Source organism: Acidovorax sp. LjRoot66, from assembly GCF_964253305.1.
Lineage (GTDB): Bacteria > Pseudomonadota > Gammaproteobacteria > Burkholderiales > Burkholderiaceae_C > Acidovorax.
This window is the reverse complement of sequence record NZ_CAXUQU020000001.1, coordinates 1,652,582-1,677,529: the sequence shown is the minus strand read 5'-3', so window position 1 is coordinate 1,677,529 and position 24,948 is coordinate 1,652,582. Positions and strand designations below refer to the sequence as shown.

The window sequence follows — 24,948 nt, the reverse complement described above, 5'->3', positions numbered from 1 at the left end:
GCCATGCTGAACGACACCACCAGCCCCCTGCCCCGGCGCCGCGCACTGGCTGCCGCGCTGGCCGCCGCATCGCTGGCCGCCGCGCCCGCCGTGCACGCCCAGGCGGCATCGCCCGCCCCCATCCGCTGGCGCATGGGCACCTCGTGGCCCACCGCGCTGCCACTGCTGCATGAAACCGCCGTGGACTTTGCCGACAGCGTGCGCGCCGCATCGGGCGGGCGCCTGGCCATCGAGGTCATCGACCCCGGCAAACACGGCGCGCCCGCCGGGCTGCTGCAGGCGGTAAAGGAGGGCCGATTCGAGATCGGCCACACCACCGCGCAGTACTACGCAGCCCAGGTGCCGGCCATCGACTTTTTCACCGCCATCCCCTTCGGCCTGACGGCGCTGGAAAACCACGCCTGGCTGGCCGAGGGCGGCGGGCAGGCGCTGTTCGAGTCCATCCTGGCGCAGCACAACGTGGTGCCGCTGGCGGTGGGCGACACCGGCGTTCAGATGGGCGGCTGGTTCGCCAAGGAGCTGAAGACGCCCGAGGACTTGAAGGGCGTGCGCATCCGCATCGCGGGCTTTCCGGGGCGGGTACTGGCGCGCGTGGGCGCGGTGCCGGTGAACCTGCCGCTGGGCCAGATCGTCGCGGCCTTTGCCGAGGGCAGGATCGATGCGGCCGACGTGGTCGGCCCGGCCATCGACGCCACGCTGCCGCTGGCGCAGTACGCGCCGCACTACTACGCGCCCTGGCACGAGCCCGATGTGGTGATGCACGCCTTCATCGACCGCGCGAAGTTCATGGCGCTGCCCGCCGACCTGCAGCACATCCTGCGCCAGGTGGCCCAGGCCGCCGCGCTGCGCTCCATGGCCCGCGCGCAGGACCGCAATGCCGTGGCCATGCGCGCACTGGAAGGCCGGGGCACGGCGCTCAGGCAGTTGCCGCCATCGGTGCTGGCGGCCCTGAAGACCGCCACGGCGCAGGAGCTGGCCGAAAGCGCCAGGGCCGACGCCGATGCGAAGAAGGTCATCGACAGCCTGCTGGCGTACAAGGCGCGCGTTGCGCCGTATGCCCTGCAGGCCGATGGCGCCATCTTCCAATCGCGCTGATCCGAAGAAAAATACCCCGGGCACTAATGGTGCCCGGGGCATGCCTGTTGCGATGCAAGGGCCGGTCAGGCCCGTGCCGGCGGTCCTCCCCTCCAACTACCTGGCAGCCAGTGGCGTGTAGTGAAGGTGCTGCAGCTGCAGCGCACCGTTGGTACGTGCCCAGATCATGGTCAGGGCGTAGCGCACCTCCACCGGCGTGGTATTGGGCGCCGCCACGTAGCCGATGCGGGTGCCGGTGACCACGGCGACATCGCCGATCAGCTGCACCTTGATGTCCTCAGCACGCAGATTGATGCGCATGTCCGACGAGAACAGGTCCGTGAAGGGCTTGAGCTCCAGGCGCTGCAGCTCCTTTGACGAAGGCGTGAACTCGGTGAACCCGCCCGGGGGCCGGTACCTGAGGAAGCCCGGCGCGTCCTTGGCCGTCATGCGGGCATAGATGTCCACGCTGGCCGCCGCAGCGTCTTCGGCCAGGCCCGCCATGGCTGGCGAGGCCAGCAGCAGAAGGCCGAGGGCCATGGCGCCAGAGAGCAGGGCTTGCCGCATCATTTCAATGCCTCCGCGCCTGCGAAGGCCACCTTCTCGTCGTTGGCCGAAGCCACGCCCGAGACACCGATGCTGCCCACGATCTTGCCGCCGCTGACGATGGGCACGCCGCCCTGCAGCAGGGTCAGCTCACGGGCCGACAGCAGGCCCAGGGCACCGCCGCCCGAGGCCACGGCCTCTTCCAGCACGCGCGTGGGGCGGCGCATGTCCAGCGCCGTGCGGGCCTTGCCCTGCGCCACGGCGATGCTGGCATGGTGGGTGTTATCGAACTTCTGGTACATGACCATCTGGCCGCCGCTGTCCAGGATGGCGATGGCCACATTCCAGCCATTGCCGCGCGCCAGCGCGTCGGCGGCCGACATGGCCTTGCGCGCCATGTCCAGGGTCAGGGCCGGGCCGTAGTCGGGCACCGCCGGCTGGGCCTGCGACTGCGCACCCAAGCACAGCCCCAGCACCAGGGCTGTAGCCATGCCGGCATGGCGCAGGCCCTTCATGGGCAGGGACAAAGATTTCACCGTTCGCATCGTTTCCACCTCCAGGGTTAATGGTGGGCAAACTGTAGGAGCCGGGTGCCGCGCTGATAAGCCGGTGCGAACCGCTTTCAGTTTCAAATGAGGTTTGAAGAAGCCCATGGGGCGGGCAATTGCCCGCGCGTGCACCGGATAATCCGCCCATGAACAGCCAGCTGCGCTTTGTGATGCACCCTGCCGACGAACGCGAGTTCGCTGCGCAGGTCCTGGCCGACCCTGCGGTGCTGCTGATCGACGGGCCACGCTGGCAGGCTGCGGCGCCGCAGACCTTCCGCGACCTCGACGCCATCCGCGGCAACTACTGCATCCTCTGGTCGCCCGATGACCAAGCAGCGCTGCAAGCCCGCTACATCGCCGGCTGCAACGACTGGTATTGCGAATCGGAGTACGCCACCGTGCAGTTCCTGCGCTCCGAAATCTTTGCGGACGGTGTGCTCTTCGAGGGGCGCATCGCGGTGGCCACGGGCAGCGCCAGCGCGCAGGCCGCCCAGGGAGTCGAGCGGCGCTACAAAACGCTGGGCCGCTTCGTGCGCAAGCACTACAGCAACGCCGTGCTGCGCTGGTGCAACCCCGCCATGCCCTTCGGCCCGGCCGTGCCAGGGCGCTCGGCCAACCCCGGCAAGCCGGACGCTCAGGTCTGGGTGGGCCCGCATGCGCTGCAATGTCTGCGCGATGGTGGTGAGCAGCAGCAGCGCTGCGTCAAGCAGTCGCGCAACGCGGTGGTGGAGGCGCGGCTGGCTGACAGCTTCTCTACGGCTGCCTGACAACCGCGCCTTTGGGCCTGAGCTTCAAGGCCGCGTGCGCGCCGGCACCCGCGTCTCCAGCGCGCCGGGCACGTAGGCCGGCGCAAAGGTGCAGCCCGTGCCGAAGCGCGCTTCGAGCGACGTGCAACGCTGCGCCACGCTGGCGGGTGTGGGCTTGGTGCGCGTCTCCACCCAGTCGAGCAGCGAGGTCACCAGCGCCGGGTAGGTCGGGTCGCTGATGTAGCTGTGCGTGCCGGTGGTCACGAAGGTCTGCACCAGGCGGTCGCCGCTGCCGCCGCGGTCCATCACGGTCTTGAAGTAGGCGTCCAGCTCGACGAAGGCCGTGGGGTCGCTGATCCATTTGGTGGTGAGCACGGGCACGGGGATGGTGCCTTTGGGGTCGGTGTCGTCGGCAAAGCGCTGCACGGCCACCGGGTCGGCGCGGTAGCGCAGCACGCCGGCGTTGAGGGCGGCGTCGTCGGCCGAGCCGCTGTAGACCACGCCGGTGTTGCCAAAGGGGCTGGCGCCGCCGGTGCGCTTGGCGGTCACGTCCTGGAAGTGGTAGGTGCCCCAACTCAGGTGGGCCGAGATGGCGCTGGCGGGGATCTTGATGACTTTCTCGATGGTCTCGACCTTGCGCTGCTGCTCAGGCGTGCGCTGGGCGGCGGTCTTGTCCAGGCCCAGGCATTCGTTGGCGCGGGCGTTGAAGTCGTCGCGCGCCAGGGTCAGCGTGGCGGGCAGGCCGAGGTTGAGCGCATAGCTCGCCTCGGTGGGCCGGGGGTGGTTGTTGCACAGGTATTGGTAGACGGCGCGCAGGTCCAGGCGGAAGTCGTACGAGCGCGTGCCGCCGGCCAGCACGCCACTGGTGAGCAGCACTGCGTCGTACGGCTGCGCGCCCACGGTCTGCGCGGTGAACATCTCAGCGGCCTTGGCGGCCACGCCCGCGCCCCACGACTGCCCGTGCAGCACCGTGCGCTTGGGCACCGCCACATGCTCGTTGAAGATGCGGCGCAGGCGCTCGGTGTCTTCGGCTGCAGCGCGCACTTCCACGCCGCCCTGGCGGAAGGTGGAGCCCGCCCAGGCGTAGCCGGCCTTGACCATGATGGCCCAGCGCACCAGGTCCTCCTGCGCGCGCTCGGCCGTGGGGGCCGCCAGATCGGGCCCGCCGTGTGCGTGCAGGATCAGGTTGCCGCCCCAGTCCTTGGGCGTGGCGATGAGGTAGTAGGCTCCGGCCGAATCGCGCCCGCCCTGGCAGGTGGCAGTGGCGGGCAGTTCGGCCGGGCAAGCCACCGCAACGGGCTTGGCTTCGGGCGGGTATGCGGGGCTGTCGCTGCCGCCGCAGGCGGACAGCAGGGTGATGGCTGACAGGGTGGAAAGGACGGACAGGGTCGACGAAGCGACCGGGCTGCGCGAGCCGGTGGTGAAACGCATGGATTTTGTCTCCGGTTGTTGTTGTGTCAAAAGCGTGCTCCTGTGCGCAATGCACAGGCGGGCACGAAGCCCGCCACAGGGAAACCGACGAGGCCGGTTGCAAGGAACAGGGCGTATCCTAGGAGCGTAGGCTGCACATGCCAAACACCTGAATAATCTGTGGTCCATACGTTATGAATATCGAGTTTCGGCACCTGCGCTACTTTGTCGCCGTTGCGGATGCCAGGCACATCACGCGCGCTGCCGAGCGCCTGGGCATGCAGCAGCCCCCGCTGAGCCAGCAGATCAAGGGGCTGGAGGTGGAGCTCGGTGTGCCGCTGTTCCTGCGCCATCCCAAGGGCGTGACGCTGACCGATGCGGGCCAGCTCTTCTATGCCGAGGCCACGCGCCTGCTGCGCGACTGCGCGGCCATGCAGGAGCGCATGCTGGCCTTTGCCGACGGCAGCCAGGGCATGCTCTCCATCGGTTTCACCAGCTCGTCGGCGGCGCACGACTTCACGCCCGAGGCGCTGCGCATGTGCCGCGCCACCTACCCCGGCATTCAGCTGGTGGTAAGCGAGAACAACGCCGCCGAGATCACCGAGGCGGTGGCCTCGTCCCGACTGCACTGCGGCTTTCTGCGCGTGCCCGTGGCCTGGCCCAAGGGCGTGGTGCTCAAGACCTTGCTGCAGGAGCCGGCCGTGCTTGCCATGCCGCGCGACCACCCGCTGGCGCAGGCGCCTGTGGGCAAGAAGCAGTTGCCCGTGCAGCTCAAGGAGCTGCAGGGCGAGAAGTTCATCTTCGTGCGCAAGCCCGGCGCGCCGGGGCTGTATGCCAACCTGCTGGAGCTGTGCACGCGCGAGGGCGTGGCCATCAACGTGGTGTCTGAGGTGGACCGCATGATGACCAACCTGAACCTGGTGGCCGCCGGGGCCGGCATCTCGGTGGTGCCCTCGTCCATGCAGGGCACGCACCACAACGCCATCGTCTACCGGCCGCTGGCCCGCGCGGTGAAGCTGGGCGCGCCATTGACGCTGGCGTACCGCAAGAGCGACTGCCACGGCCCCACGGGGGCCTTCGTCGAGCTGGTCACGAAGATCGCGGCCGGAAGGGCCAAAGTTGCTGCGACGGCCTGAGCCACTTCTGCCCACCACTGCCACCCTGCCCCGCCGCCACCTGTTGCGCTGGGCTGCGGGCGGCGCGGCCCTGGTGGCTGCAGCACCCGCCGTGCATGCAGCAGCCGCACCGCGCTGGCCCAGCCGCCCGGTGCGGCTGATCGTGGTGTACCCGCCCGGCGGCGTAAGCGATGCCACGGCGCGGGCGCTGGCGCAGCCGCTGGCGCGCGCCCTGGGCGTTCCGGTGCTGGTGGACAACCGCGCCGGTGCCGGCGGCTCGGTGGGCATCGACCTGCTGGCCCGCGCCGCGCCCGACGGGCACACCCTGGCGTTCTCGGCCATCACGCCGGTCACGCTGCAGCCGCTCTTGGTGCCCGGCGGCCTGCGCGATCCGCTCGGCCTGGTTATGCCGGTCGTAGGCATCATGCACACGCCGGTGCTGGTGATGGGCACGCCGGCCCTGGGCCCGCGCTCGTTCACCGAGATGGTCGCCCTGGCGCGCACGCGGCCCGGCGCCGTGCGCTGGGCCAGTTCGGGCGTGGCCACCACCGGGCACATGGTGCTGGTGCAGACGCGCCTGCACAGCGGGGCCGACATCACCCACGTGCCCTACCAGGGCGGCGGTGCGCAGCTCAACGACGCGCTGGGGGGCCAGTTCGAGGTGCTGTCGTCCAACCTCGCGGCGCAGCAGCTCGAGTATGTGGCCGCCGGCCGCCTGCATGCACTGGCCGTGGGCTCGCCCGCGCGCCTGCCGGCGCTGCGCGAGGTGCCCACCCTGGCCGAGCTGGGCTACCCGCGCGCCAACCTGAGCTCGCTGTTCGGCTTGTTCGCCCCCGCGCGCACCCCGCCCGCCGTGGTGCAGGGGCTGAACGAGGCGGTCAACCGCATCCTCGGTGCCGGGGGCTTTGCCGCGGTGCTGAGGGACAAGCACCTGCTGCCCGCGGGCGGCACAGTGGCCACCTTCGCGCAGCAGATCGCCACAGACCGGCAGGGCAACGAGGCACTGGTGCGCCACAGCAGCGCCGTGTTGCGCTGAAGCCGATCCTTATTGCCGGATGCGGCCGGTAGCGCTCACGATGGACAGCTCCACGAAGCGCGAACCCGCGCGCTGTCCGGGGCGGTAGCCCACGGTGTAGCCACCCAGGTCCAGGCTGTCGATGCTGTCCAAGGCAGCGGCCAGGTTTTCGCGCGTAGGCTTGGCGCCGGCCCGGCGGGCGGCCTCGGCGATCACCTTGGCGGCGATGTAGCCTTCCATCATGGCGTAGCTCACGGGCACGTCGGGGTCGCCGCTCTTGGCCTGCACCTCGCGGAATTCCTTGCTCAGCTTGCTCGATGCGCGGTACGGGTTGGGCGTGACCTGGGCGATCGATATGCCCTGCATGTGCTCTTCGGCCAGGCGCTTGGCCAGTTGCTCCAGGTCCACGTCGGAGGAGGCGAATAGCCGGGCGGTGCCGCCTTCCAGCCGGTACTTCTCGATGAAGGCCGAAGCGGCGGCGCCGCTGGTGATGAGGATGATGGCCTGGGGCTTGGCCGCCTGCAGCAGCTTGTTGGCGTTCTCCATGCGCAGGGTGTCCATCTCGTACGAACCCTTGGCCACGAGACTGCCGCCGTTCTTCTTCACGGCCTCCTCAGCGCTGGCCAGCAGCGCGGGGGCGTCGGGCCCCTCCTCGTACAGCAGGCCCAGCTTGGTGATGCCCACGGTGGCCAAGTGCTCGGCGATCTTGCCGATCTCGTCGCGCAGGCCGGCGCGCACGTTGTAGAGCAGGGGCGAGTCAGGCTGGAAGGTGCTGCTGCGGTAGCCCACCAGCGCGATCTTCTCCTTGGCCAGCAGGCCCGACTTCTGCAGTGCCGCCAGGTTGCCGGCGCCCATGTAGCCCGCCAGCAGCAGCGGGCGCTGCTCGGCCAGCAGCAGCTGCGTTGCGGCCAAGGTCTGGTCGGCGCGGCCGGTGTCGTCCTTGCGCGCCAGCACCAGGGTGTTGCCGTTGATGCCACCGGCTTTGTTGACGTGGTTGAAGTACATCTGCATGCCTGCCGAGTAGCCCCGGCCGTCGCTGGCCTTGAGGCCCGACAGCGGCGCCACCTGGCCGACCACGATGGGGGCTGCCTGCGCCGCCCCCACCGTAGCGGCGAGCAGCACGCCCGCACTTAGAACAGGGCTGGCAAGCCAGTGGCGGACAGCGGTCGCGGCGGCGCTCGGGTTCATGTGTCTCCTCGGGTCTTTGTCGTTGTGGGCATGCCAGCGCAGCGCGCCGGTGACCGAGCGCGTTTATACCAGCACCGCCGCCTTACCGACAGCCTTCTGTCAGCTTCGAACCCAGCGAAAACTTAGCCAGTGCTGGCCATATGGGCTTGCATGATGGCCTGCGGAGTGCAACCATGGCTGGTCAATTCCTGGGGGAACACCATGAAGAAACTGCTCTTGCTGCTGATGGCCTTGGTGGTATCGCATGGCGCCCTGGCGCAGTCCGGGGAGGCGCCGAACCTCGACCAGGTGCCGATGCCGGCCATCGAGCGCCCGGCGGCCAGCACCGCCGGCAAAGGCGCGACGCGGGCCCTCGTGATCGAGCCCACCTATTTCTACACCTATCTGTTGAGCACCAGCACGGGCAATGTGGTACAGGTCGGCACGCAGCCGCTGGGGTACCTGACGCGCACCGATGCCTTCATCGAGTTGACCGGATACTTAGTCCACTGAAACCGAGAAATCGGCTGTGCGCCGGGGTGGCAGTGGGATGCAGCGCAAGGCGCGGGCTGCGGCCAAGGCTGGCCGACTTGGCAAAGCCCGCAACGCCGCGATGCGCCCGCGGCAACCCCGGCCCGCAGGGTGAGGGTCTGGCAGAGCCGCACTCGTCGTTGCCGTGCTCGCCGGGTGTGCAACCCGGCTGCGCCCGCCGCCTAGATTGCGGCCCTGCCAGACCCTCACGCACAGCCGATTTCTCGGTTTCAGTGGACTATGATGCACGGTAGCGGGCACCTTCATCCCGTTCGCGGGCTACTACGCGGACCGGTACAACTGCCCTCTCTACAACGGCATCATTGCCGTGGCATGGGCGCCTAAACTCGTCTACGCCCCCTGGATCTGGTACTACTTCCTCACGCCGTAAAGACGCCGAGGTTCAGCGCACCACCAGGGCCAGCACCTGCAGGCGATCGGCGATGCTCTCGGCATCCTGCTCCATGTCTGCCAGGCTGAAGCTGCCCGCGCACCAGCCGCCGTACCAGATGCGAAAGGCCTGCACGCCCGCGACAGGCGAATGTTCGCCGTACCAGCGGATGGCTTCTTCGATGCGCGAGTGGTAGGTGGGGCTGCCCACCTGGTCCTGCTCGTCGAACATGCGGGCACGGTAGCCTTGCGCGCCGTCGTGCGCGATGTGCAGGATAAGGCTGACCTGCAGGCTGCCGTCGTCATTGGGTGCCAGGTTAGTGCGTTGGCTGGGGTGGGCGGCGGCAAGCATGGTGGTTGTACTCTTGAACGCCATCAGCCCATCGCCTGGAATTCGCCATGCAGCGTGTCCCCGAACTGGGGTTCCCATTGCACATGGGCCATGTCGGCCTTGCCCACCATGAGGTACTCGCTCTGCTGGGACTGCGCGGCAGCCCGCATCGGCTGGCCCATTTGCAGGGGGTCCGGCTCGCCGATCCGTTCAAGGCGCCGGGTGTAGAGGTCATCGAAGTGCATGGTTCCATCCTCGCGTTCGGGGAAAAGACTGGGCTATGGAAGGATTGGCGCACTTTCGGCAGGCACCCGGGGTCGGATAGCCGATGTCACATGTGTAGGAAATGTCCTGCAATGCCCTGTCTCCCTGTAGGCGCTGGCGCCGTGGCTACGCTACGTCACAAATGAGGGGCTCGCCAGGCGTTATGGTGGCAAGGCCGCGCGCGCTCCGTGCGCCCCTTTTTGTCCATCCGAGGAGACCCTCCATGCACCACCGCTACCAAACCCTTCTCACCGCCTGCGCTGGCCTGTGCATGGCCCTGCTCGCGGGCTGCGCCGGCACACCCTCGCGCCCGCCAGCGGCCGACACACCCTCGGTGGGCCCCGGCCCCAGGGGCGGAACCTGCAACGCCGCACCGGCCCAGGGTGCCAAGGGCAAGCAGCCCACGGCCAGCACGGTCGAGCAGGCGCGCGTGGCCTCGGGCGCAGCCATGGCGCGCGTGCTGCGCGACAACCAGCCTGTGACCAGGGAGTTCAATGCCGAGCGACTGAACCTGGTAATTGACGCAAGCGGCAAGATCACCACCGTGCGCTGCGGTTGAACAAGCCGCTGCGGGCAGTGGCCAGGGCCGGGCGGGACCTCGCGGGGCCGGCTATCATTCCTGCGGCGCAGCGTTCCCCCGGCTTTTGTTCCCTATTCCTCCCCTTCGCGCCGCAGGTCCCCGCCCGATGCCGCTGCGCTCGTTCACCGCTCCTTCCCCCACCGTCCGCGCCGTCGCCGCCCTCTCGCTCACCCAGTTGATCGGCTGGGGCTCCACCTTCTGGCTGCCGGCGGTCACCGGGCCGGCCATGGCGGCCGAGCTGGGCATGGGCCTGCCACTGGTGATGGCCGGGCCCACGGCCATGCTGGTGGTGATGGCCCTGGCCTCGTGGCCGCTGGGCGCCGTGTTCGAGCGCCATGGCGCGCGCCCGGTGATGGTGCTGGGCTCGCTGCTGGGCGCACTGGGCCTGGCGCTGGTGGGGCTGGCGCAAGGCCCCGTGTCCTACCTGCTGGCGTGGGCGGTGCTGGGCCTGGCCGGCGCCGGCATGCTGAGCACGCCGGCCCAGATCGCGGTGACCGAGATCGCGGGCGACAAGGCGCGCCGGGCGCTGGGTGTGCTGATCCTGGCCGGGGGCCTCACCTCCACCCTCTTCTGGCCGCTCTCGGGGCTGCTGCAGGCCCAGTGGGGCTGGCGCGCGGCGACGCTGGCCTTTGGCGCGCTGGTGCTGCTGGTCTGCCTGCCGCTGCACTGGGCCGTGCTGGCGCGCCGGCCCAGGGGTACCAACGCCACCCAGGTGCCGGCCGAGCCCGTCCCCATCGACCGGCCCCGCTTCGCCCTGCTGGCCGTGGGCTTTGCCGCCAATGGCTTCGTGACCTGGGGCTTTGCGCTCACCATCATCATCCTGTTCGAGGCGTCGGGTCTGAGCCACGCCAGCGCGCTGGCGGCGGCGGCCTTCATCGGCATTGCCCAGTGGGCGGGGCGGCTGTTCGACTTTCTGGGCGGCAGGCGCTGGTCGGGCTTTGCCACGGGCCTGGCTGCAGCGGCGCTGTTTCCGCTGAGCTTCATCGTGCTGATGCTTACCAGCAGCTTCACCGGCGCCCTGCTGTTCGCGCTGGTCTACGGCATGGCGGGCGGCGTCATCGCCGTGAGCCGCGCCACGCTGCCGCTGCTGGTGTTTCCGGCCGCTGCGTATGCGCGCGCGTCGGCGCGGCTGGCCATGCCGCTGAACCTGTCGTTCGCCGCCGCACCGCCGGTGTTCGCCGCCATCCTGATCTCGGCCGGTCCCCATGCGGCGCTGTGGCTGGCCTTCGGCATCTCGCTGGTGGCGCTGGGGGCGCTGTTCGGGCTGTGGCGGCTGCAGGGCGACCGCCGCAGCGCCTGATCAGTCGGCCAGGAACAGCTCCTGCAGGTCGCTCAGAAAGTCGAAGCCCCGCTCAGTGGGCCGCACCTGGCCGCCCGGCTCGCGCACGATCAGGCCCTTGGCCTCGGCCTTGTCCAGCGCCTTGGCGATGGCGGTGACGGGCAGGCCGGTGCGCTCGGTGAAATCCTTGAGCGCGAAGCCCTCGCGCAGGCGCAGGGCGTTGAGCATGTACTCGAACGGCAGGTCGGCGCGGCGCACCTCTTCGTCCTGCGCCACGGCGTGGCCGGCCAGGGCGTTGTCCATGTAGCGGCCCGGGTCGCGAAAGCGCACCTGGCGCACCACGCGGTGGGCAAAGCTGAGCTTGCTGTGCGCGCCCGCGCCAATGCCCAGGTAGTCGCCGAACTGCCAGTAGTTCGTGTTGTGCCAGCACTGGTGGCCGGCCCGCGCATAGGCCGATATCTCGTAGCGCGAAAGCCCCGCCTGGGCTGTCATCTCGGTGATGCGGTCGAGCATGGCATAGGCCTGGTCGTCCTCGGGGATGGACGGCGGGTACTTGGCAAAGTAGGTGTTGGGCTCGATGGTGAGGTGGTAGATCGAGATGTGCGGGGGCTTCAGCGACAGGGCAAGGGCCATGTCCTCTTCCAGCTCGGCCGGGGTCTGCCCCGGCAGCGCATACATGATGTCGAGGTTGAAGGTGTCGAAGGCCTCGGCCGCCTCTTGCACGGCGGCCAGTGCCTGGGCGCGGTCGTGCACCCGGCCCAGGGCCTTGAGGTGCCGGTCGTTGAAGCTCTGCACACCGATGGACAGGCGCGTGACCCCGGCGTTGCGGAAGGCGCGGAAGCGGTCTTTCTCGAAAGTGCCGGGGTTGGCCTCCATGGTGATCTCGCAATCGGGCTCCAGGCGCAGGCGCGCGCGGATGCCGCCCACCAAGCGGTCGATGGCCGAAGGCGAGAACAGGCTCGGCGTGCCGCCGCCGATGAAGATGCTGTGCACGGTGCGGCCCCAGATCAGGGGCAGCGCGGCCTCCAGGTCAGCCATCAGGGCGTCGATATAGCGCTGCTCGGGCACCTCGCCGGGCGCGGCGTGCCCCGCATCGGCCCCTGCAGCAGCGCCCCGGTACTCGTGCGAGTTGAAGTCGCAGTACGGGCACTTGCGGATGCACCAGGGCAGGTGCACGTACAGCGACAGCGGCGGCAGGCTCTGCAGCTGCAGCAGGCCCGCGCGCATGTAGTGCTGGATGTCACGCACCACGGCGGGCTCGGCCGCCTCGGTGTCGGGGACGATGGGGATGTGGGTCATGGAAATTCGGAGGGGTGCTCAGAACCAGCGCTCGCGCATCAGCGCCAGCATCTGCTGGGCAGATCGGCCGCGGTGGCTGTGGGCGTTCTTCACTTCCACGGGCAGCTCGGCAAAGGTTTTGCCGAACTCGGGGATGAACATCACGGGATCGAACCCGAAGCCGTTGCTTCCGCGCGGCTCGCGCGTGATCTCGCCGACCACGCGGCCCACGGCGATCAGGGGCTCGGGGTCTTCGGGGCTGCGCACCGCCACCAGAGTGCTGACCATGGCGGCGCGGCGCTGGTCGATGTGCTGCATCTGCTCCAGGATGGCGCGCACGTTGGTGTCGTCGCCTTTTTTGTAGCCGAACTGCGTGGCGTAGTAGGCGGTGTCCACCCCCGGCAGGCCGCCGAAGGCGTCCACACACAGGCCGGCATCGTCGGCCAGGGCCGGCAGGCCGGTGTGCGCGGCGGCAAAGCGCGCCTTGGCCAGGGCGTTTTCGACAAAGGTGCGAAACGGCTCCTCGGCCTCGCCCACGCCCAGGTCGCCCTGGCGCACGAGTTCGACCGAGAGCGGTGCCAGCATGGCCTGCAGTTCGGCCAGCTTGCCGCGGTTGTTGGATGCGAGGACCAGTTTCATCGTGAAAAATCGTTGTTGTCAGGGCCGACTGGCGGCCAGCCCGGAGGGAATTGGATCAGTCGCGCAGGGCCTGCTGCTGCAGGGTGATCAGCTCGGCAATGCCCTTTTCGGCCAGGGCCAGCAGCGCATCCATCTCCTGGCGGGTGAAGGCCGCGCCTTCTGCCGTGCCCTGCACTTCCACATAGTGTCCCGCACCGGTCATGACCACGTTCATGTCGGTGTCGCAGCCCACGTCTTCCACGTACTCCAGGTCCAGCAGCGGCGTGCCTTCGACAATGCCCACCGAGATGGCGGCCACAGGCTGCACCAGGGGCGACTTCGTGATCTTGCCGGCGGCCAGCAGCTGGGTGACGGCGTCCTGCGCGGCCACCCAAGCGCCAGTGATGGCGGCGGTGCGGGTGCCGCCGTCGGCCTGGATCACGTCGCAGTCGAGCTGGATGGTGCGCTCGCCCAGCAGCTTCAGATCGAACACGGCGCGCAGGCTGCGGCCGATGAGGCGCTGGATCTCCTGCGTGCGACCGTTCTGCTTGCCACGCGCGGCCTCGCGGTCGCTGCGGCTGTGGGTGGCGCGCGGCAGCATGCCGTACTCGGCCGTGACCCAGCCTTCGCCGCTGCCGCGCTTGTGCGGGGGCACGCGCTCTTCCACCGAGGCGGTGCACAGCACCTTGGTGTTGCCGAACTCGATCAGCACCGAGCCCTCGGCATGCATGGTGTAGTGGCGCGTGATGCGCACGGGGCGCAGTTGGTCGGCGGCACGGTCGCCGGTGCGAAGGTAGGTGGTCATGTGAATTTCCGGTGTCAAAAGAAGGCAGTCGCCCGCTGCGCACGCGGGCAGGCCTGCGGGTCAGGTCGGTGCGTCAGCCAGCGGCCGGCCGCACAAGAGCCGTTCTCCACGGCGCCGCACACCGCCCGCAGCCCATGGAACTCAGGTTTTGCGCGCGGCAGAGCGGCGGATGGCTTCGTTGATCTCGGCGATCGAGCGTTCGATGGCGGCGTCGTCCAGGTCGTCCACCAGCCCGTCGAGCGGACCCGCCTGGATGGTAGAGGCGAACACGTCGTCGCTGATGCTGTCGGTGGACACGCCCTGGGTGGACTCGAACGCATCGGGGGTCTCCCATTCGAGCGCCACCACGGTCACGTTGTCGCTGCTGTCACCGGCGGTGCGCAGGGCCTCTTCCACCAGCTCCGGCACGGCGTGCGACACCGTCTGGCGGGCCATCTGCTTGGCGATCTCTTCGTCGCTGAGCGTGCCCCACAGGCCGTCGGAGCACAGCAGGATGCGGTCGCCCTGCTCCAGGTACACCGGGCCGGTGATGTCGTAGATGGGCTTGGTTGGCGAACCCAGGCAGGTGAACAGCACGTTGCGGTTGATGCGCTCAAGCCCCGGCGGCGGGTTGTTGCGCAGCTCCATGTACGAGTGGTCGCGGGTGCGGGTGAGCAGGTCGCCGTCGCGCACCATGTACAGGCGCGAATCGCCGCAGTGGATCCAGGTGGCCGTGCCGGCCTGCAGCACGGCGGCCACCAGTGTGGTGCGCGGCGTGTCGAGCATGCCCTTGTCGGTGGCGTAGCGCAGGATCTGGTGGTGCGCGGCCAGCAGCGCGCCCGAGAGGAACTCCTGCACGTCCTTGAGCTGGGGTTTGGCCTCGCGCTGGAACAGCGCCGAGATGGTCTGCAGCGCGATCTGCGCCGCCACTTCGCCCTCGGGGTGCCCCCCCATGCCGTCGGCCAGGACGAACAGGCCCGATTCGCGCGTGTAGCAATAGCCCATGCGGTCTTCGTTCTTCTCGCGGCCGCCGCGGCGGCTGATCTGGAATACGGAGAACTTCATAGTGGCCCACGCAAACAAGGATGCACCAATGCATCGTTAGTAAATATGCATCCCGCCCGAACCCGCTTTGCGTGGGTGGTTTTCATTTGGGCTTGGCTCCGATACCGGTGGCTTCACCCACCTTCTGCACATTCTTCTTGGTGTCGGACACCAGGGTGTCGAGCTGCAGGCGCATCTTCTCGGCCACCGTGAGCTTGGTGTAGCGGCGCTCGCCTTCGCGGCTGAGCTCCTTCTGCAAGGCGAACACCGACTGCGGGCGCGACAGCGGATCCAGCGCCATGCACCACTCGACCACCTCGATGAGGTTGTCGGAGTACACGCCGCGCAGCTTGGTCAGCGCCAGCGACAGGCGGTCCTTTTCGATGCGCTGGGGCGCCTCGTTGGGCGGAAAGCCCTGCATGCAGGCATAGATGCAGGCGCCGATGGCGTAGATATCGGTCCACGGGCCCATGGACGAGTCGCGCCGGTACATCTCAGGCGCGGCAAAGCCGGGCGTGTACATGGGGCGGATGAAGTTGCCCTCCTTGGACAGCACCTCGCGCGCCGCGCCAAAGTCGATCATCACCGCCTTGTTGTCGTCGGTGATGAAGATGTTGGCCGGCTTGATATCGAGGTGCAGCATCTTGTGCTGGTGCACGATGCGCAGCCCGCGCAGCACCTCGTCGAACAGCGAGCGGATGGTGGATTCGCGGAACACCTTCTGCGTCTTCAGGTCGCGCGCGGTGATGATGAAGTCCTGCAGGGTGGCGCCCTCCAGGTAGTTCATCACCATGTAGACGGTTTCGTTCTCGCGAAAGAAGTTGAGCACGCTCACCACCGAGGCATGCGAGATCTGCGCCAGCGCGCGGCCTTCTTCAAAGAAGCTCTTGAGGCCCAGGCGGTAGAGCGAGAGCTTTTCGGACTGCACCTTGGGCAGCAGCTCGCCCGGGGCGCGCGTGGCCAGGGACGAAGGCAGGTATTCCTTGATGGCAACCTGCTGGCCTTCGGCATCGAGGGCCAGGTAGACCACGCCGAAGCCACCGGACGACAACCGACGCACCACACGGTAACCACCAATCGCGGTATCGGGTGGCAAGGGGGCCGGTTTGATTTTTGACATATTTTGCGAAGATGACTCGGGGGTAGGGCGGAACCCGGATAATCGCCGGATCGCAAGCAACCATCAAAAAGTCCAATGCCAGTTTACAGCATGACCGGATACGCCAGCGCGCAGCACGGCACATCCGCCGCTGGCGCTGAAACCGAGGGCCGCGCCACCCAGGCGCGCCGCCTGGGGCTGGAGATCCGCTCGGTCAACAGCCGCTTCCTGGACCTGTCGTTTCGGCTACCCGACGAATTGCGCGCCATGGAGCCCGCCCTGCGCGCCCTGCTGACCGCGCGCTTGAAACGCGGCAAGGTGGAAGTGCGCGCCGCGCTGGAGAACGAAGACAGCAACACACTGCAGGACCCCCCTGCCCGCCTGCTGCAGCGCCTCAATTCCCTGCAGGACTCTGTCAAGTCCTGGCTGCCCAACGCCGCGCCCCTGAGCGTGGCCGATGCGCTGCGCCTGTGCGCCAACGCCCATTCGGGCAACGAGGACTGGAGCGAGGCCGTGCCTGCTCTCGCCGAAGAGGCCCTGACCGCGCTGATGTCGGCCCGCGAGCGCGAGGGCAAGCGCCTGGCCGCCATGCTGCTCGACCGTCTCAAGCAGCTGCGCGCCCTGGCCGAGCAGGCCGTGCCCATGGTGCCCTTGCTGGTGGAGCATCAGCGCCAGCGCTTCATGGAGCGCTGGAAGGAAGCCATGGCCCTGACCGATGGCGCCACCCTGCCCGAGGCCGCCCGCGACCGCGCCCTGACCGAGGCCACCGCCTTCGCCATCCGCATCGACGTGGCTGAGGAGATCACCCGCCTCGACTCCCACCTGGAGGAGATTGAGCGCCTGCTCAAGAAGGGCGGCGAAGTCGGCAAGCGCCTCGATTTCCTGATCCAGGAACTGCACCGCGAGGCCAATACCCTGGGCTCCAAATCGGCCGCCCTGGACCTGACCCGCATCAGCGTGGACATGAAGGTCCTGATCGAGCAGATGCGCGAGCAAGTGCAAAATATTGAATAAGACTCATGTTTTGATAGCGCCTGGCGCACATCACCTATGGACTATCCAGGAAATCTCATCGTAGTGGCAGCCCCCAGCGGCGCCGGCAAATCCAGCCTCGTCAAGGCCTTGCTGGAGCTGGACTCGCACGTCCACCTGTCCATCTCACACACTACGCGGGCACCGCGCGGCCAGGAAAAGCACGGCCGCGACTACTATTTCGCGTCGCAGCCCGAGTTCGACGCCATGGTCGAGGGCAATGCCTTCGTGGAATGGGCGCATGTGCACGGCAACCGCTATGGCACCTCCAAGAAGGCCATCGAGGAGCGCATTGCCCAGGGCTCGGACGTGATCCTGGAAATCGATTTCCAGGGCGCGCTGCAGATCAAGGAGGCGTTTGCCAATGCGCTCCTGGTCTTCATCCTGCCGCCGAGCTGGGAAGAGCTGCGCTCGCGCCTGGAACGCCGGGGCGAGGACTCTCCGGATGTCATCGAAGTCCGCCTCAAGAATGCGGCTACCGAGATGGCGCAGGTCAGCAAATTCGACTTCGTTATAATCAATGAGTTGTTTGAGCGCGCGCTTTTCGACCTGAAAGCCGTCGTGCACGCCCAGCGCCTGAAGTACGCCGCCCAGCGACGCGCCCGTGCTGACACCTTCCAGTCGCTCAATATCACCTGAATCCCCGGAGTACCCACCGATGGCACGCATCACCGTAGAAGACTGTCTGGAAAAGATCCCCAACCGCTTTCAGCTCGTGCTGGCCGCCACTTACCGCGCCCGCATGCTGAGCCAGGGCCATGCCCCGCGCATCGAAAGCCGCAACAAACCCGCCGTGACCGCCCTGCGCGAGATCGCCGAAGGCAAGGTCGGCCTGGAAATGCTCAAGAAGGTTCCTGGTTGAGTCTTTCTCCGGGCACCGGCCCCCGAGAGCACCGCTTTCATGCGGTGCTTTTTTTTTCCTCGGCGACCCGTATTGCGCACCCGCGCTACATTTAAGGCATGAACGCGGTGTTCAACACTCCTTCGGCAGCAGCGCATGCCCGGCCTGGCGACACCCACGCGCCAGTCAGTGCATCTGCGGCAGCGGCCAATGCAGCGGCCGCCAGCTTTGCCGCGCTCACCGATAACCTCGACTATCTGGACGCCCATAGCATCGAGCAGGTGCGCCAGGCCTACCGCTTCGCCGACGAGGCCCACCTGGGCCAGCTGCGCAACAGCGGCGAGCCCTACATCACCCACCCCATCGCGGTGGCCGCCCAGTGCGCCACCTGGAAGCTCGACGCCCAGGCCCTGATGGCGGCGCTGCTGCACGACGCCATGGAAGACTGCGGCGTCACCAAGGTGGACCTGATCGAGCGCTTTGGCGCGCCGGTGGCCGAGCTGGTCGATGGACTGACCAAGCTCGACAAGCTGCAGTTCAACACCCGCGAGGAAAACCAGGCCGAGTCGTTTCGCAAGATGCTGCTGGCCATGGCGCGCGACGTGCGCGTCATCCTCATCAAGCTGGCCGACCGCACGCACAACATGCGCACGCTGTCGGACATGCCGCGCAGCAAGTGGGGCCGCATCTCGTCGGAAACGCTGGAGATCTACGCCCCCATCGCCCACCGCCTGGGGCTGAACCAGACCTACCGCGAGCTGCAGGACCTGTCGTTCCGCCACCTGCACCCCTGGCGCTATGCCACGCTGGCCAAGGCGGTGAACAAATCGCGCAACCGCCGCCGCGACCTGGTGCAGAAAGTGCAAGCCGAGGTGGACGCCGCCTTTTCGCGCATCGGCATGCAGGTGCGCCTGGCCGGCCGCGAAAAAACGCTCTACGCCATCTACCAGAAGATGGACCAGAAGCACCTGAGCTTTGCCCAAGTGACGGATATGTACGGCTTTCGCGTCATCGTGCCCACGGTGACCGACTGCTACACGGCCCTTGGCGTGCTGCACCAGATGTACAAGCCGGTGCCAGGCAAGTTCAAGGACCACATCGCGATTGCCAAGCTCAATGGCTACCAGTCGCTGCACACCACGCTGGTGGGCCCTTCGGGCGTGAACATCGAGTTCCAGATGCGCACCGACGAGATGCATGTCATCGCCGAGGCCGGCGTGGCCGCGCACTGGCTGTACAAGGCGCAGGACGGCGACGGCACCTCGGCCGAGCGCCTGGGCACCAAGTGGCTGCAGTCGCTGCTCGACATCCAGAACGAGACGCGCGACGCCGCCGAGTTCTGGGACCACGTGAAGGTGGACCTGTTCCCCGACGCGGTCTACGTGTTCACCCCCAAGAGCCAGATCATGGCCTTGCCCCGGGGCGCGACGGTGGTGGACTTTGCCTACGCCATCCACAGCAACGTGGGTGACCGCACCACGGCCGCCAAGATCAACAATGAACAGGTGCCACTGCGCACCGAGCTCAAGAACGGCGACGTGGTGGAGATCATCACCGCCCCCATCTCCACGCCCAACCCGGCGTGGCTGGGCTTCGTGCGCACGGGCCGCGCGCGCTCCAAGATCCGCCACTACCTCAAGACCCTGGCGCATGCCGAATCCGAAGGCCTGGGCGAAAAGCTGCTGACCCAGGCCATCCGCTCCGAAGGACTGGAGCAACTGCCCCCGGTGAATGCCGAGACCCAGCCCATGTGGGACAAGCTGCTGCGCTTTACCGGCAACCGCACCCGCACCGAGCTGATGACGGACCTGGGCCTGGGCAAGCGCATCGCCAGCATCGTGGCCAAGCGGCTCATGGTGCTGATGAGCGAGCACGGCCACCGGCCCGACGCCCTGCTGCTCAGCCGCGAACGCTATACCTCGCACGAGCGCCTGTCGCAGGGCGCCGTCACGCTCGACGGCAGCGAGAACGCCTCGGTGCAGTACGCCCATTGCTGCCGCCCCGTGCCGGGCGATGCCATCGTCGGCTACCTCGGCCGTGGCGAAGGACTGGTGGTGCACAACACCCACTGCGCCGTGGCCAAGCGCCTGCAGCACAAGGACAGCGAGCGCTTCATCGCCGTGGACTGGGCCGACGAGCCCGTGCGCATGTTCGAGACCGGCATCGTCGTCACCATCACCAACAGCAAGGGTGTACTGGCCCGCGTGGCCGCCGACCTGGCCAGTGCCGAGGCAGACATCACCCACGTGGACATGGACGACGAAGTGGCGCTGGACACCACCGACCTGCGCTTCATCGTCGCCGTGCGCGACCAGGCCCATATCGAATCGGCCCTGCGCAACCTGCGGCGCACCCCGGCGGTGATCCGCGCCAGCCGCATCACTCCAGCGGCCTGAGCGCCGCTGGCACAGCGGTCAGGGGGTCGAGGTTCCCTGCAGCGGTGGCGGATCGTGCCGCTCGTAGCGCACCTCCAGCACCTCCAGCGAACGCACGCCGCCCGGCGTGGGCAAAGGCACCTCGTCACCCACCCGGCTCTTGAGCAGGGCGCGCGCCACGGGCGACACCCAGCTCACCTGGCCCTGGCCGCTGTCGGCCTCGTCGATGCCCATGATGGTGATGGTGCTCGTGGCGTCTTCCTCGTCCACATAGGTCACGGTGGCGCCGAAGAACACCTGGTCGCTGCCGGCATGGACCAGTGGGTCCACCACCTCGGCCACCTCCAGCCGCTTGGTGAGAAAGCGGATGCGCCGGTCGATCTCGCGCAGGCGCTTCTTGCCGTAGAGGTAGTCGCCATTTTCCGAGCGGTCGCCGTTGCTGGCCGCCCAGTGCACCACCTCGACGATCTTCGGGCGCTCGTTGTCGATCAGGTCCAGCAGTTCGCCGCGCAGCCGGGCATAGCCTGCAGGCGTCATGTAGTTGCGCGACCCGGCCGGAATGGGGGGCAGCGCAGGCCCTTCGTCGTCATCGGCCTGCGTGTCGGATTCCTTGGTGAAAGCCTTGCTCATGGTGGCATGTTACCTGCGCCGCGGCGTGGACCGCCGCGCGCCTTGGCGTCCCTCAGGTCCTGGGGGGCTTGCCCACGGGGTCGTCGGCTTCGTTCTCCACTTCGCCCGCAAAAGCCCCGGCCCCGTCTGGCGATGGCACCGTGCCGGGTTGCTGCCGGGGCGGGGAAGGATGCGGTGCACTGACGAATGGCCTGGGCAGGTGCTCGGGCGCGCGGTGCTGCGGATGGTCCTTGGGATCAGTGGCCATGGTGGTCAGCTCCCCGGGGGGACATCTCTTCGGCTACCGACACACCTTCACCCGACGCGGAAGTCACTGTCTCCCACACCAGTCCCAGCGCCCGGCATTGCAGGTGCAGTTCCTCGGTGGCGACATCGCACTCCTGCGCATCGAACCGGAGCGTGGCCACCAGCCGGTCACCGCCGCGCAGCAACACTTCGTAGCCCCGGCCCTCCTGGTCTGTCCAACTGAAGAGTACAGCTTCCGCATCCGCCTCCACCGGTGTGGAGGCGAGGCGCTCGGATCCAGGATCGCGCTGGAACTGGCAGGTGACGGCGTGGGCGGGCATGGCTGTGGGAGGCGGAGTTCTTTGCAGTGAACTCTGCCCCACAGGGTGCGCCGGCCGGAGCGGGTGACGTGTAGGAAGACGGCGTGAGGTGCGTGCGAAAAGAGCGAGGCCCCTCCAAGGCCCGCCGGCGGCATCTGGCCAGATGCGGCATGAGAGCAGGACCCACCAAGGAAAAAGCCCTGATACCTTGCGATATCAGGGCTTACCTGTTGGTGCGGCTGGCAGGAATTGAACCCACGACCCCTTGGTTCGTAGCCAAGTACTCTATCCAACTGAGCTACAGCCGCTAAGCTTCAAATTATAGCATGGATTTTTCAACATTTCAAAAAATCACTGCTTTCTGTGTTCGCCACCAGAAAGATCCGAAGGCTTTCACAGAACTCGTCTGCTGCCTGTATTGTAGTGCACCCCGGAGGTGCCTTCAGGCAAAAACGCCAAATTTATTGGCTTGCTGCCCCGCATGGGTCTGCGCCGCGCCCTGCTGCAGTGCCGCGCTTGCACCGGTGCGACGCAGCAGGCCTGCACTGAGCGTTGCCGCCCTGCTCCCCTGCTCGGCAGTCCCATGCAAAAAGGCCCCGAAGGGCCTTTGCATAACCAGGTGAGCGGCGCGCCTGCGCCGACCGATTTACTGGGGCCAGATCTTGCCTTTGCTCACAAAAGCGCCGGTGCTGGTCTTGTAGCCGAAATACACCTCGACATTGAAGGCGCGCAGGTCCGTGTCCGTCAGGTCCAGCGAGGGCGTGAATTTCAAGCTCGTGGCGTTGGTGCCCAGACTCGAGTAAGCCACCGTCTCAGGGAACGGCAACACCAGTTGGGCCCAGCCATCGACCTTGCGGAAGAACCAGACATCCGTCGTGTAGAAAAGGCCGTTGGCGGGAATGCGTGCAGCAACCCAGGTGCTGATCTGCGGATTGGCAGCGACCTCAGTGGCCGACTGGGTCATCGTGATGTCCAGCCTGAGGGGCTGGCCGGTGGTGGAGAGCACCGAGGTGGTGACCGTCGTGCCGGTAACCGGTGGATTGGTGGTGCCACCACCACCGCCAGGGCTTGCGGCGTCAACGGGGTCTGGAAAGGCGCTGGTGGTCCAGGAGATCTTGGCGTAGCCGGCCGCGTACTTGGGCATGTCGACGTCCAGGGCACCCTGGTAGTCGTAGAGCGCGGAGCCGCTCAGCTGGCGCACGTAGAGCCATTTGCCCTGGTCGGTGCTGCTGCGGTTGGCATCGAGCTGGCCGCCCACGAAGCGCAGGGTGCCGCCACCGTCGTGCACGACGAAATGGTCGACGTCTTCATTGACCAGGCGTGTGAACGAGGAGTCGATGCGCTCGCCGGTCTGTGCCGCCTGGTACTCACTACCGCTCAGGGCGGCGACTCGGGTCGGCTCCTTGCCGTAGCGCAGCACGAAGGCCGACTGGGTGCCTTGGGCCGCATAGCCCGAGAATAGAAACGAACGGGTGCCTGCAGGAATGAAGATCTTGAATTCCTGGTTCTGCATCTGGAAGCCAGTGAATTCAGGCAGGGAGAGGGAGCCACCGCCAGGGAAAGCGCAGCCGCCCGTGCCAAAACCGATGGCGCAGCCCGTCACGCCGGTAGGAGCGTATTGCTCCTTGAAGCCGACCTTGGTGTCGAAGGTATAGCCGCTGCTGCCGGACGACAGAGACAGGGCAATTCTGTGTGCAGACTGGTGCATCGAAACGAAGTTTGCAGCCTGGGCAAACGTGGTCACTGCAGCTAAAAACAAAACAATTAGATACCGCATCGAATGGACTCCAAAAATAAAAATGGCTGAGCAGTGTCGGCAGGCTCCATTCGGCACACCCACCCCCTCGCAGACCAGGACGACCCAACCCTCGTGCTGGCACAGGCAGCGACGCCCCAGCGCCCTGGCCAGTCCAGGGCTTGCAAGAAGCGTGACATCGCGTGTCCTTGAATGTATCGATGACTTGGTGTCGTCGCAGTGACGTGGAGCACAAGTTACATGCGGACACCCGATCGGCGCAAAGTCCTACAAGACATAGTTTGCCAGCGCAGGCCATGGAAAAGGGCAAGGCCGACATCAGATGAGGGTTTCCCACGCCAAGGTGGCCGCCGGGGCCGATGGCGACACCGGAGCGAAGCCCGCACAGGCCATGTTGGGGCTTACCACAGCGGCCATGGCGGCCGACGGCATCCGTCACAAGGCAAGGCGGCACGTGAAGCCGTCGAAACAGGTTTTGCGGAACAGCCCCTGTTTTGCGGAACAAAACGCTCCGAAAACAATAGCAGAAAACCTAAGCGGGATATGGTAGGGCGTGAGGGACTTGAACCCGCGACCAAAGGATTATGAGTCCTCTGCTCTAACCAACTGAGCTAACGCCCCGTGTACCTGACCGAAGATGGGGCACGCGGTATTGTAGGGGGTATCCAGGCGCTCAGCGGCGGTGGCTGAGGGCGTTGGACACCAGCTTGGAGGTGATGTCCACGATCTGGATCATGCGGTCGTAGGGCATGCGCGTGGGGCCGATCACGCCGAGCGTGCCGACCACCTTGCCATCCACCTCGTAGGGAGAGCTCACGATGGAGAGTTCCTCGAAGGGCACGACCTGGCTTTCGCCACCGATGTAGATGCGCACGCCCTCGGCCTGGCTGGAAAAATCCATCAGGCGCAGGATCTGCGTCTTCTGCTCGAAGAGGTCGAAGGCGCGGCGCAGGTTGCCCATGTCGCTGGAAAAATCGCTGACCGACAGCAGGTTGCGCTCCCCGGAGATGACCACCTCGTCCTGCGACTCGCCTTCGGAGCCCACGTTGACGGCGGCCTGCATCAGCGTGCCGATCTCGCCGCGCAGCGCGTCGACCTCGGATTTGAGGCGCTCGCGCACCTGCTCCATGGCCAGGCCGGCGTAGTTGGCGTTGAGGAAATTGGCGGCCTCGATCAACTGCGACTGGGAGTGGTCGATGTCGGTGAAGATCACGCGGTTCTGCACATCGCCCTCGGGCGAGACGATGATCACCAGGAAGCGCCGCTCCGACAGCCTTAGGAATTCGATGTGCCGGAACACCGAGGTGCGCCGTGGCGCCATCACTACACCCACGAACTGCGACAGGTTGGACAGCAGGTTGGCGGCGTTGGCGATCACCTTCTGCGGCTGCTCAGGCGCCAGCGGGGGTGAAATCAAAGGGTCACGCTGCACGGTCAACATGGTGTCCACGAACAGGCGGTAGCCCTTGGCCGTGGGAATGCGCCCCGCTGAGGTGTGCGGGCTGGCGATCAGGCCCAGCTCTTCGAGGTCGGCCATCACGTTGCGGATGGTCGCCGGCGACAGGTCCATGCCGGAGGCGCGCGAGAGCGTGCGCGAGCCGACGGGCTGCCCATCGGCTATGTAGCGCTCCACGAGCGCTTTGAGCAACAACTTGGCGCGGTCATCGAGCATGCGGTCGATTTTAATGAGGGAAGTGGGTGATTCCCTGTCGGGTTTCGTCTATCGTTGTACGGAGCAGTCCGCATGGGATGCACTAGGAGCCCGTCGGACTTGGAGCGTCGAAAGCGAAAATCGGCCTCAGCGAGGGCAGTTTTTGCTGGATTTGCAGCCCCATAGCCAAGCTATGGGGCAAAAAGACGGTGGAAAATGGACCGCTGCGGCCGATTTGCAGCCGACGATTTCCAAGTCCAACAGGCTCCTCGCATTAAACACCCTGTCCGGCCTGGGCC

27 protein-coding genes and 2 tRNA genes are annotated in these 24,948 nt (G+C 67.1%); 11 read left to right on the top strand and 18 right to left on the bottom strand.

Annotation, left to right across the window (positions count from 1 at the left end; translation table 11 throughout):
* Nucleotides 1-3: 3 nt before the first annotated feature.
* The gene (locus ACSQ3Y_RS07810) at nucleotides 4-1,095 is read left to right on the top strand and encodes a TRAP transporter substrate-binding protein (protein ID WP_436176891.1); all 1,092 of its coding nucleotides are present in this window, start codon (nucleotides 4-6) and stop codon (nucleotides 1,093-1,095) included.
* A gap of 96 nt (nucleotides 1,096-1,191) precedes the next feature.
* Here ACSQ3Y_RS07810 and ACSQ3Y_RS07805 read toward each other — a convergent pair whose 3' ends face one another.
* Together ACSQ3Y_RS07805 and ACSQ3Y_RS07800 are read right to left on the bottom strand one after the other, a co-directional pair.
* Nucleotides 1,192-1,614 (bottom strand): nuclear transport factor 2 family protein, encoded by a 423-nt coding sequence (locus ACSQ3Y_RS07805; protein ID WP_162261440.1) that lies wholly within the window; start codon nucleotides 1,612-1,614, stop codon nucleotides 1,192-1,194.
* 26 nt (nucleotides 1,615-1,640) lie between these two features.
* Nucleotides 1,641-2,156, bottom strand: coding sequence for a GlcG/HbpS family heme-binding protein (locus ACSQ3Y_RS07800; RefSeq protein WP_162261441.1), 516 nt, complete (start codon nucleotides 2,154-2,156; stop codon nucleotides 1,641-1,643).
* Between the two features lie 158 nt (nucleotides 2,157-2,314).
* Between ACSQ3Y_RS07800 and ACSQ3Y_RS07795 the strand changes: the two genes are divergently transcribed.
* Nucleotides 2,315-2,935, top strand: a complete 621-nt coding sequence (locus tag ACSQ3Y_RS07795) for a hypothetical protein (protein ID WP_057205423.1) — start codon at nucleotides 2,315-2,317, stop codon at nucleotides 2,933-2,935.
* A gap of 24 nt (nucleotides 2,936-2,959) precedes the next feature.
* Here ACSQ3Y_RS07795 and ACSQ3Y_RS07790 read toward each other — a convergent pair whose 3' ends face one another.
* Nucleotides 2,960-4,345, bottom strand: coding sequence for a hypothetical protein (locus ACSQ3Y_RS07790; protein ID WP_057205426.1), 1,386 nt, complete (start codon nucleotides 4,343-4,345; stop codon nucleotides 2,960-2,962).
* A gap of 179 nt (nucleotides 4,346-4,524) precedes the next feature.
* Between ACSQ3Y_RS07790 and ACSQ3Y_RS07785 the strand changes: the two genes are divergently transcribed.
* Together ACSQ3Y_RS07785 and ACSQ3Y_RS07780 are read left to right on the top strand one after the other, a co-directional pair.
* Nucleotides 4,525-5,460, top strand: a complete 936-nt coding sequence (locus ACSQ3Y_RS07785) for a LysR family transcriptional regulator (protein WP_057205497.1) — start codon at nucleotides 4,525-4,527, stop codon at nucleotides 5,458-5,460.
* The gene (locus ACSQ3Y_RS07780) at nucleotides 5,444-6,475 is read left to right on the top strand and encodes a Bug family tripartite tricarboxylate transporter substrate binding protein (protein WP_082604383.1); all 1,032 of its coding nucleotides are present in this window, start codon (nucleotides 5,444-5,446) and stop codon (nucleotides 6,473-6,475) included. Before ACSQ3Y_RS07785 ends, ACSQ3Y_RS07780 begins: the two co-directional genes overlap by 17 nt.
* 9 nt (nucleotides 6,476-6,484) lie before the next feature.
* Here ACSQ3Y_RS07780 and ACSQ3Y_RS07775 read toward each other — a convergent pair whose 3' ends face one another.
* On the bottom strand, nucleotides 6,485-7,642 hold the full coding sequence (locus ACSQ3Y_RS07775; RefSeq protein WP_057205429.1) for an ABC transporter substrate-binding protein: 1,158 nt from the start codon (nucleotides 7,640-7,642) through the stop codon (nucleotides 6,485-6,487).
* A 201-nt stretch (nucleotides 7,643-7,843) separates the two neighbouring features.
* On the opposite strand from ACSQ3Y_RS07775, the gene ACSQ3Y_RS07770 reads away from it, so the two are divergent.
* The gene (locus ACSQ3Y_RS07770) at nucleotides 7,844-8,134 is read left to right on the top strand and encodes a hypothetical protein (RefSeq protein WP_436176890.1); all 291 of its coding nucleotides are present in this window, start codon (nucleotides 7,844-7,846) and stop codon (nucleotides 8,132-8,134) included.
* Nucleotides 8,135-8,555: 421 nt separating this feature from the next.
* Here ACSQ3Y_RS07770 and ACSQ3Y_RS07765 read toward each other — a convergent pair whose 3' ends face one another.
* Both ACSQ3Y_RS07765 and ACSQ3Y_RS07760 read right to left on the bottom strand, forming a co-directional pair.
* Nucleotides 8,556-8,894 carry a hypothetical protein gene (locus ACSQ3Y_RS07765; RefSeq protein WP_436176889.1) on the bottom strand — a complete coding sequence of 113 codons (339 nt, stop codon included), beginning with the start codon at nucleotides 8,892-8,894 and terminating at the stop codon, nucleotides 8,556-8,558.
* Nucleotides 8,895-8,917: 23 nt separating this feature from the next.
* On the bottom strand, nucleotides 8,918-9,118 hold the full coding sequence (locus ACSQ3Y_RS07760; RefSeq protein ID WP_057205438.1) for a hypothetical protein: 201 nt from the start codon (nucleotides 9,116-9,118) through the stop codon (nucleotides 8,918-8,920).
* A 242-nt stretch (nucleotides 9,119-9,360) separates the two neighbouring features.
* Here ACSQ3Y_RS07760 and ACSQ3Y_RS07755 point away from each other — a divergent pair, with 242 nt between their 5' ends.
* Nucleotides 9,361-9,696, top strand: coding sequence for an I78 family peptidase inhibitor (locus ACSQ3Y_RS07755; RefSeq protein WP_436176888.1), 336 nt, complete (start codon nucleotides 9,361-9,363; stop codon nucleotides 9,694-9,696).
* A gap of 127 nt (nucleotides 9,697-9,823) precedes the next feature.
* Nucleotides 9,824-11,017, top strand: a complete 1,194-nt coding sequence (locus tag ACSQ3Y_RS07750) for an MFS transporter (protein WP_436176887.1) — start codon at nucleotides 9,824-9,826, stop codon at nucleotides 11,015-11,017.
* Here the strand turns inward: ACSQ3Y_RS07750 and hemW are convergent, their stop codons facing one another.
* The 5 genes from hemW to ACSQ3Y_RS07725 form a co-directional block, all read right to left on the bottom strand.
* Nucleotides 11,018-12,295 carry a radical SAM family heme chaperone HemW gene (gene hemW, locus ACSQ3Y_RS07745; RefSeq protein ID WP_436176886.1) on the bottom strand — a complete coding sequence of 426 codons (1,278 nt, stop codon included), beginning with the start codon at nucleotides 12,293-12,295 and terminating at the stop codon, nucleotides 11,018-11,020. It lies immediately after the preceding gene.
* An 18-nt stretch (nucleotides 12,296-12,313) separates the two neighbouring features.
* Nucleotides 12,314-12,913, bottom strand: coding sequence for an RdgB/HAM1 family non-canonical purine NTP pyrophosphatase (rdgB, locus tag ACSQ3Y_RS07740; protein WP_057265034.1), 600 nt, complete (start codon nucleotides 12,911-12,913; stop codon nucleotides 12,314-12,316).
* A 55-nt stretch (nucleotides 12,914-12,968) separates the two neighbouring features.
* Nucleotides 12,969-13,697, bottom strand: a complete 729-nt coding sequence (gene rph, locus ACSQ3Y_RS07735) for a ribonuclease PH (protein WP_057205451.1) — start codon at nucleotides 13,695-13,697, stop codon at nucleotides 12,969-12,971.
* 141 nt (nucleotides 13,698-13,838) lie between these two features.
* Nucleotides 13,839-14,741, bottom strand: a complete 903-nt coding sequence (locus ACSQ3Y_RS07730; RefSeq protein ID WP_057205454.1) for a PP2C family protein-serine/threonine phosphatase — start codon at nucleotides 14,739-14,741, stop codon at nucleotides 13,839-13,841.
* 82 nt (nucleotides 14,742-14,823) lie between these two features.
* Nucleotides 14,824-15,840 carry a serine/threonine protein kinase gene (locus tag ACSQ3Y_RS07725; protein ID WP_008905072.1) on the bottom strand — a complete coding sequence of 339 codons (1,017 nt, stop codon included), beginning with the start codon at nucleotides 15,838-15,840 and terminating at the stop codon, nucleotides 14,824-14,826.
* Between the two features lie 75 nt (nucleotides 15,841-15,915).
* On the opposite strand from ACSQ3Y_RS07725, the gene ACSQ3Y_RS07720 reads away from it, so the two are divergent.
* From ACSQ3Y_RS07720 to ACSQ3Y_RS07705, 4 genes are all read left to right on the top strand, one after another.
* Nucleotides 15,916-16,833 (top strand): YicC/YloC family endoribonuclease, encoded by a 918-nt coding sequence (locus ACSQ3Y_RS07720; protein WP_436176885.1) that lies wholly within the window; start codon nucleotides 15,916-15,918, stop codon nucleotides 16,831-16,833.
* A 36-nt stretch (nucleotides 16,834-16,869) separates the two neighbouring features.
* The gene (gene gmk, locus ACSQ3Y_RS07715; RefSeq protein WP_057265036.1) at nucleotides 16,870-17,490 is read left to right on the top strand and encodes a guanylate kinase; all 621 of its coding nucleotides are present in this window, start codon (nucleotides 16,870-16,872) and stop codon (nucleotides 17,488-17,490) included.
* Between the two features lie 19 nt (nucleotides 17,491-17,509).
* On the top strand, nucleotides 17,510-17,713 hold the full coding sequence (rpoZ, locus tag ACSQ3Y_RS07710) for a DNA-directed RNA polymerase subunit omega (protein ID WP_005794722.1): 204 nt from the start codon (nucleotides 17,510-17,512) through the stop codon (nucleotides 17,711-17,713).
* 98 nt (nucleotides 17,714-17,811) lie between these two features.
* Nucleotides 17,812-20,088: a RelA/SpoT family protein gene (locus ACSQ3Y_RS07705; protein WP_436176884.1), complete on the top strand. Its 2,277-nt coding sequence runs from the start codon at nucleotides 17,812-17,814 to the stop codon at nucleotides 20,086-20,088.
* Between the two features lie 18 nt (nucleotides 20,089-20,106).
* On the opposite strand, the gene greB is transcribed toward ACSQ3Y_RS07705, so the two are convergent.
* The 7 genes from greB to hrcA form a co-directional block, all read right to left on the bottom strand.
* A complete protein-coding gene (greB, locus tag ACSQ3Y_RS07700; RefSeq protein WP_057265039.1) occupies nucleotides 20,107-20,697 on the bottom strand; it encodes a transcription elongation factor GreB in 591 nt (196 codons plus the stop codon).
* A 52-nt stretch (nucleotides 20,698-20,749) separates the two neighbouring features.
* Nucleotides 20,750-20,944, bottom strand: coding sequence for a hypothetical protein (locus ACSQ3Y_RS07695; RefSeq protein WP_157421873.1), 195 nt, complete (start codon nucleotides 20,942-20,944; stop codon nucleotides 20,750-20,752).
* Nucleotides 20,934-21,263 (bottom strand): hypothetical protein, encoded by a 330-nt coding sequence (locus tag ACSQ3Y_RS07690; RefSeq protein WP_057265041.1) that lies wholly within the window; start codon nucleotides 21,261-21,263, stop codon nucleotides 20,934-20,936. Before ACSQ3Y_RS07690 ends, ACSQ3Y_RS07695 begins: the two co-directional genes overlap by 11 nt.
* A gap of 210 nt (nucleotides 21,264-21,473) precedes the next feature.
* Nucleotides 21,474-21,550, bottom strand: a tRNA-Arg gene (locus ACSQ3Y_RS07685).
* Nucleotides 21,551-21,888: 338 nt separating this feature from the next.
* Nucleotides 21,889-22,950: a hypothetical protein gene (locus tag ACSQ3Y_RS07680; RefSeq protein ID WP_057205470.1), complete on the bottom strand. Its 1,062-nt coding sequence runs from the start codon at nucleotides 22,948-22,950 to the stop codon at nucleotides 21,889-21,891.
* 592 nt (nucleotides 22,951-23,542) lie between these two features.
* Nucleotides 23,543-23,619, bottom strand: a tRNA-Ile gene (locus ACSQ3Y_RS07675).
* A 52-nt stretch (nucleotides 23,620-23,671) separates the two neighbouring features.
* Nucleotides 23,672-24,670 carry a heat-inducible transcriptional repressor HrcA gene (gene hrcA / locus ACSQ3Y_RS07670; RefSeq protein WP_057265045.1) on the bottom strand — a complete coding sequence of 333 codons (999 nt, stop codon included), beginning with the start codon at nucleotides 24,668-24,670 and terminating at the stop codon, nucleotides 23,672-23,674.
* Between the last annotated feature and the right edge of the window lie 278 nt (nucleotides 24,671-24,948).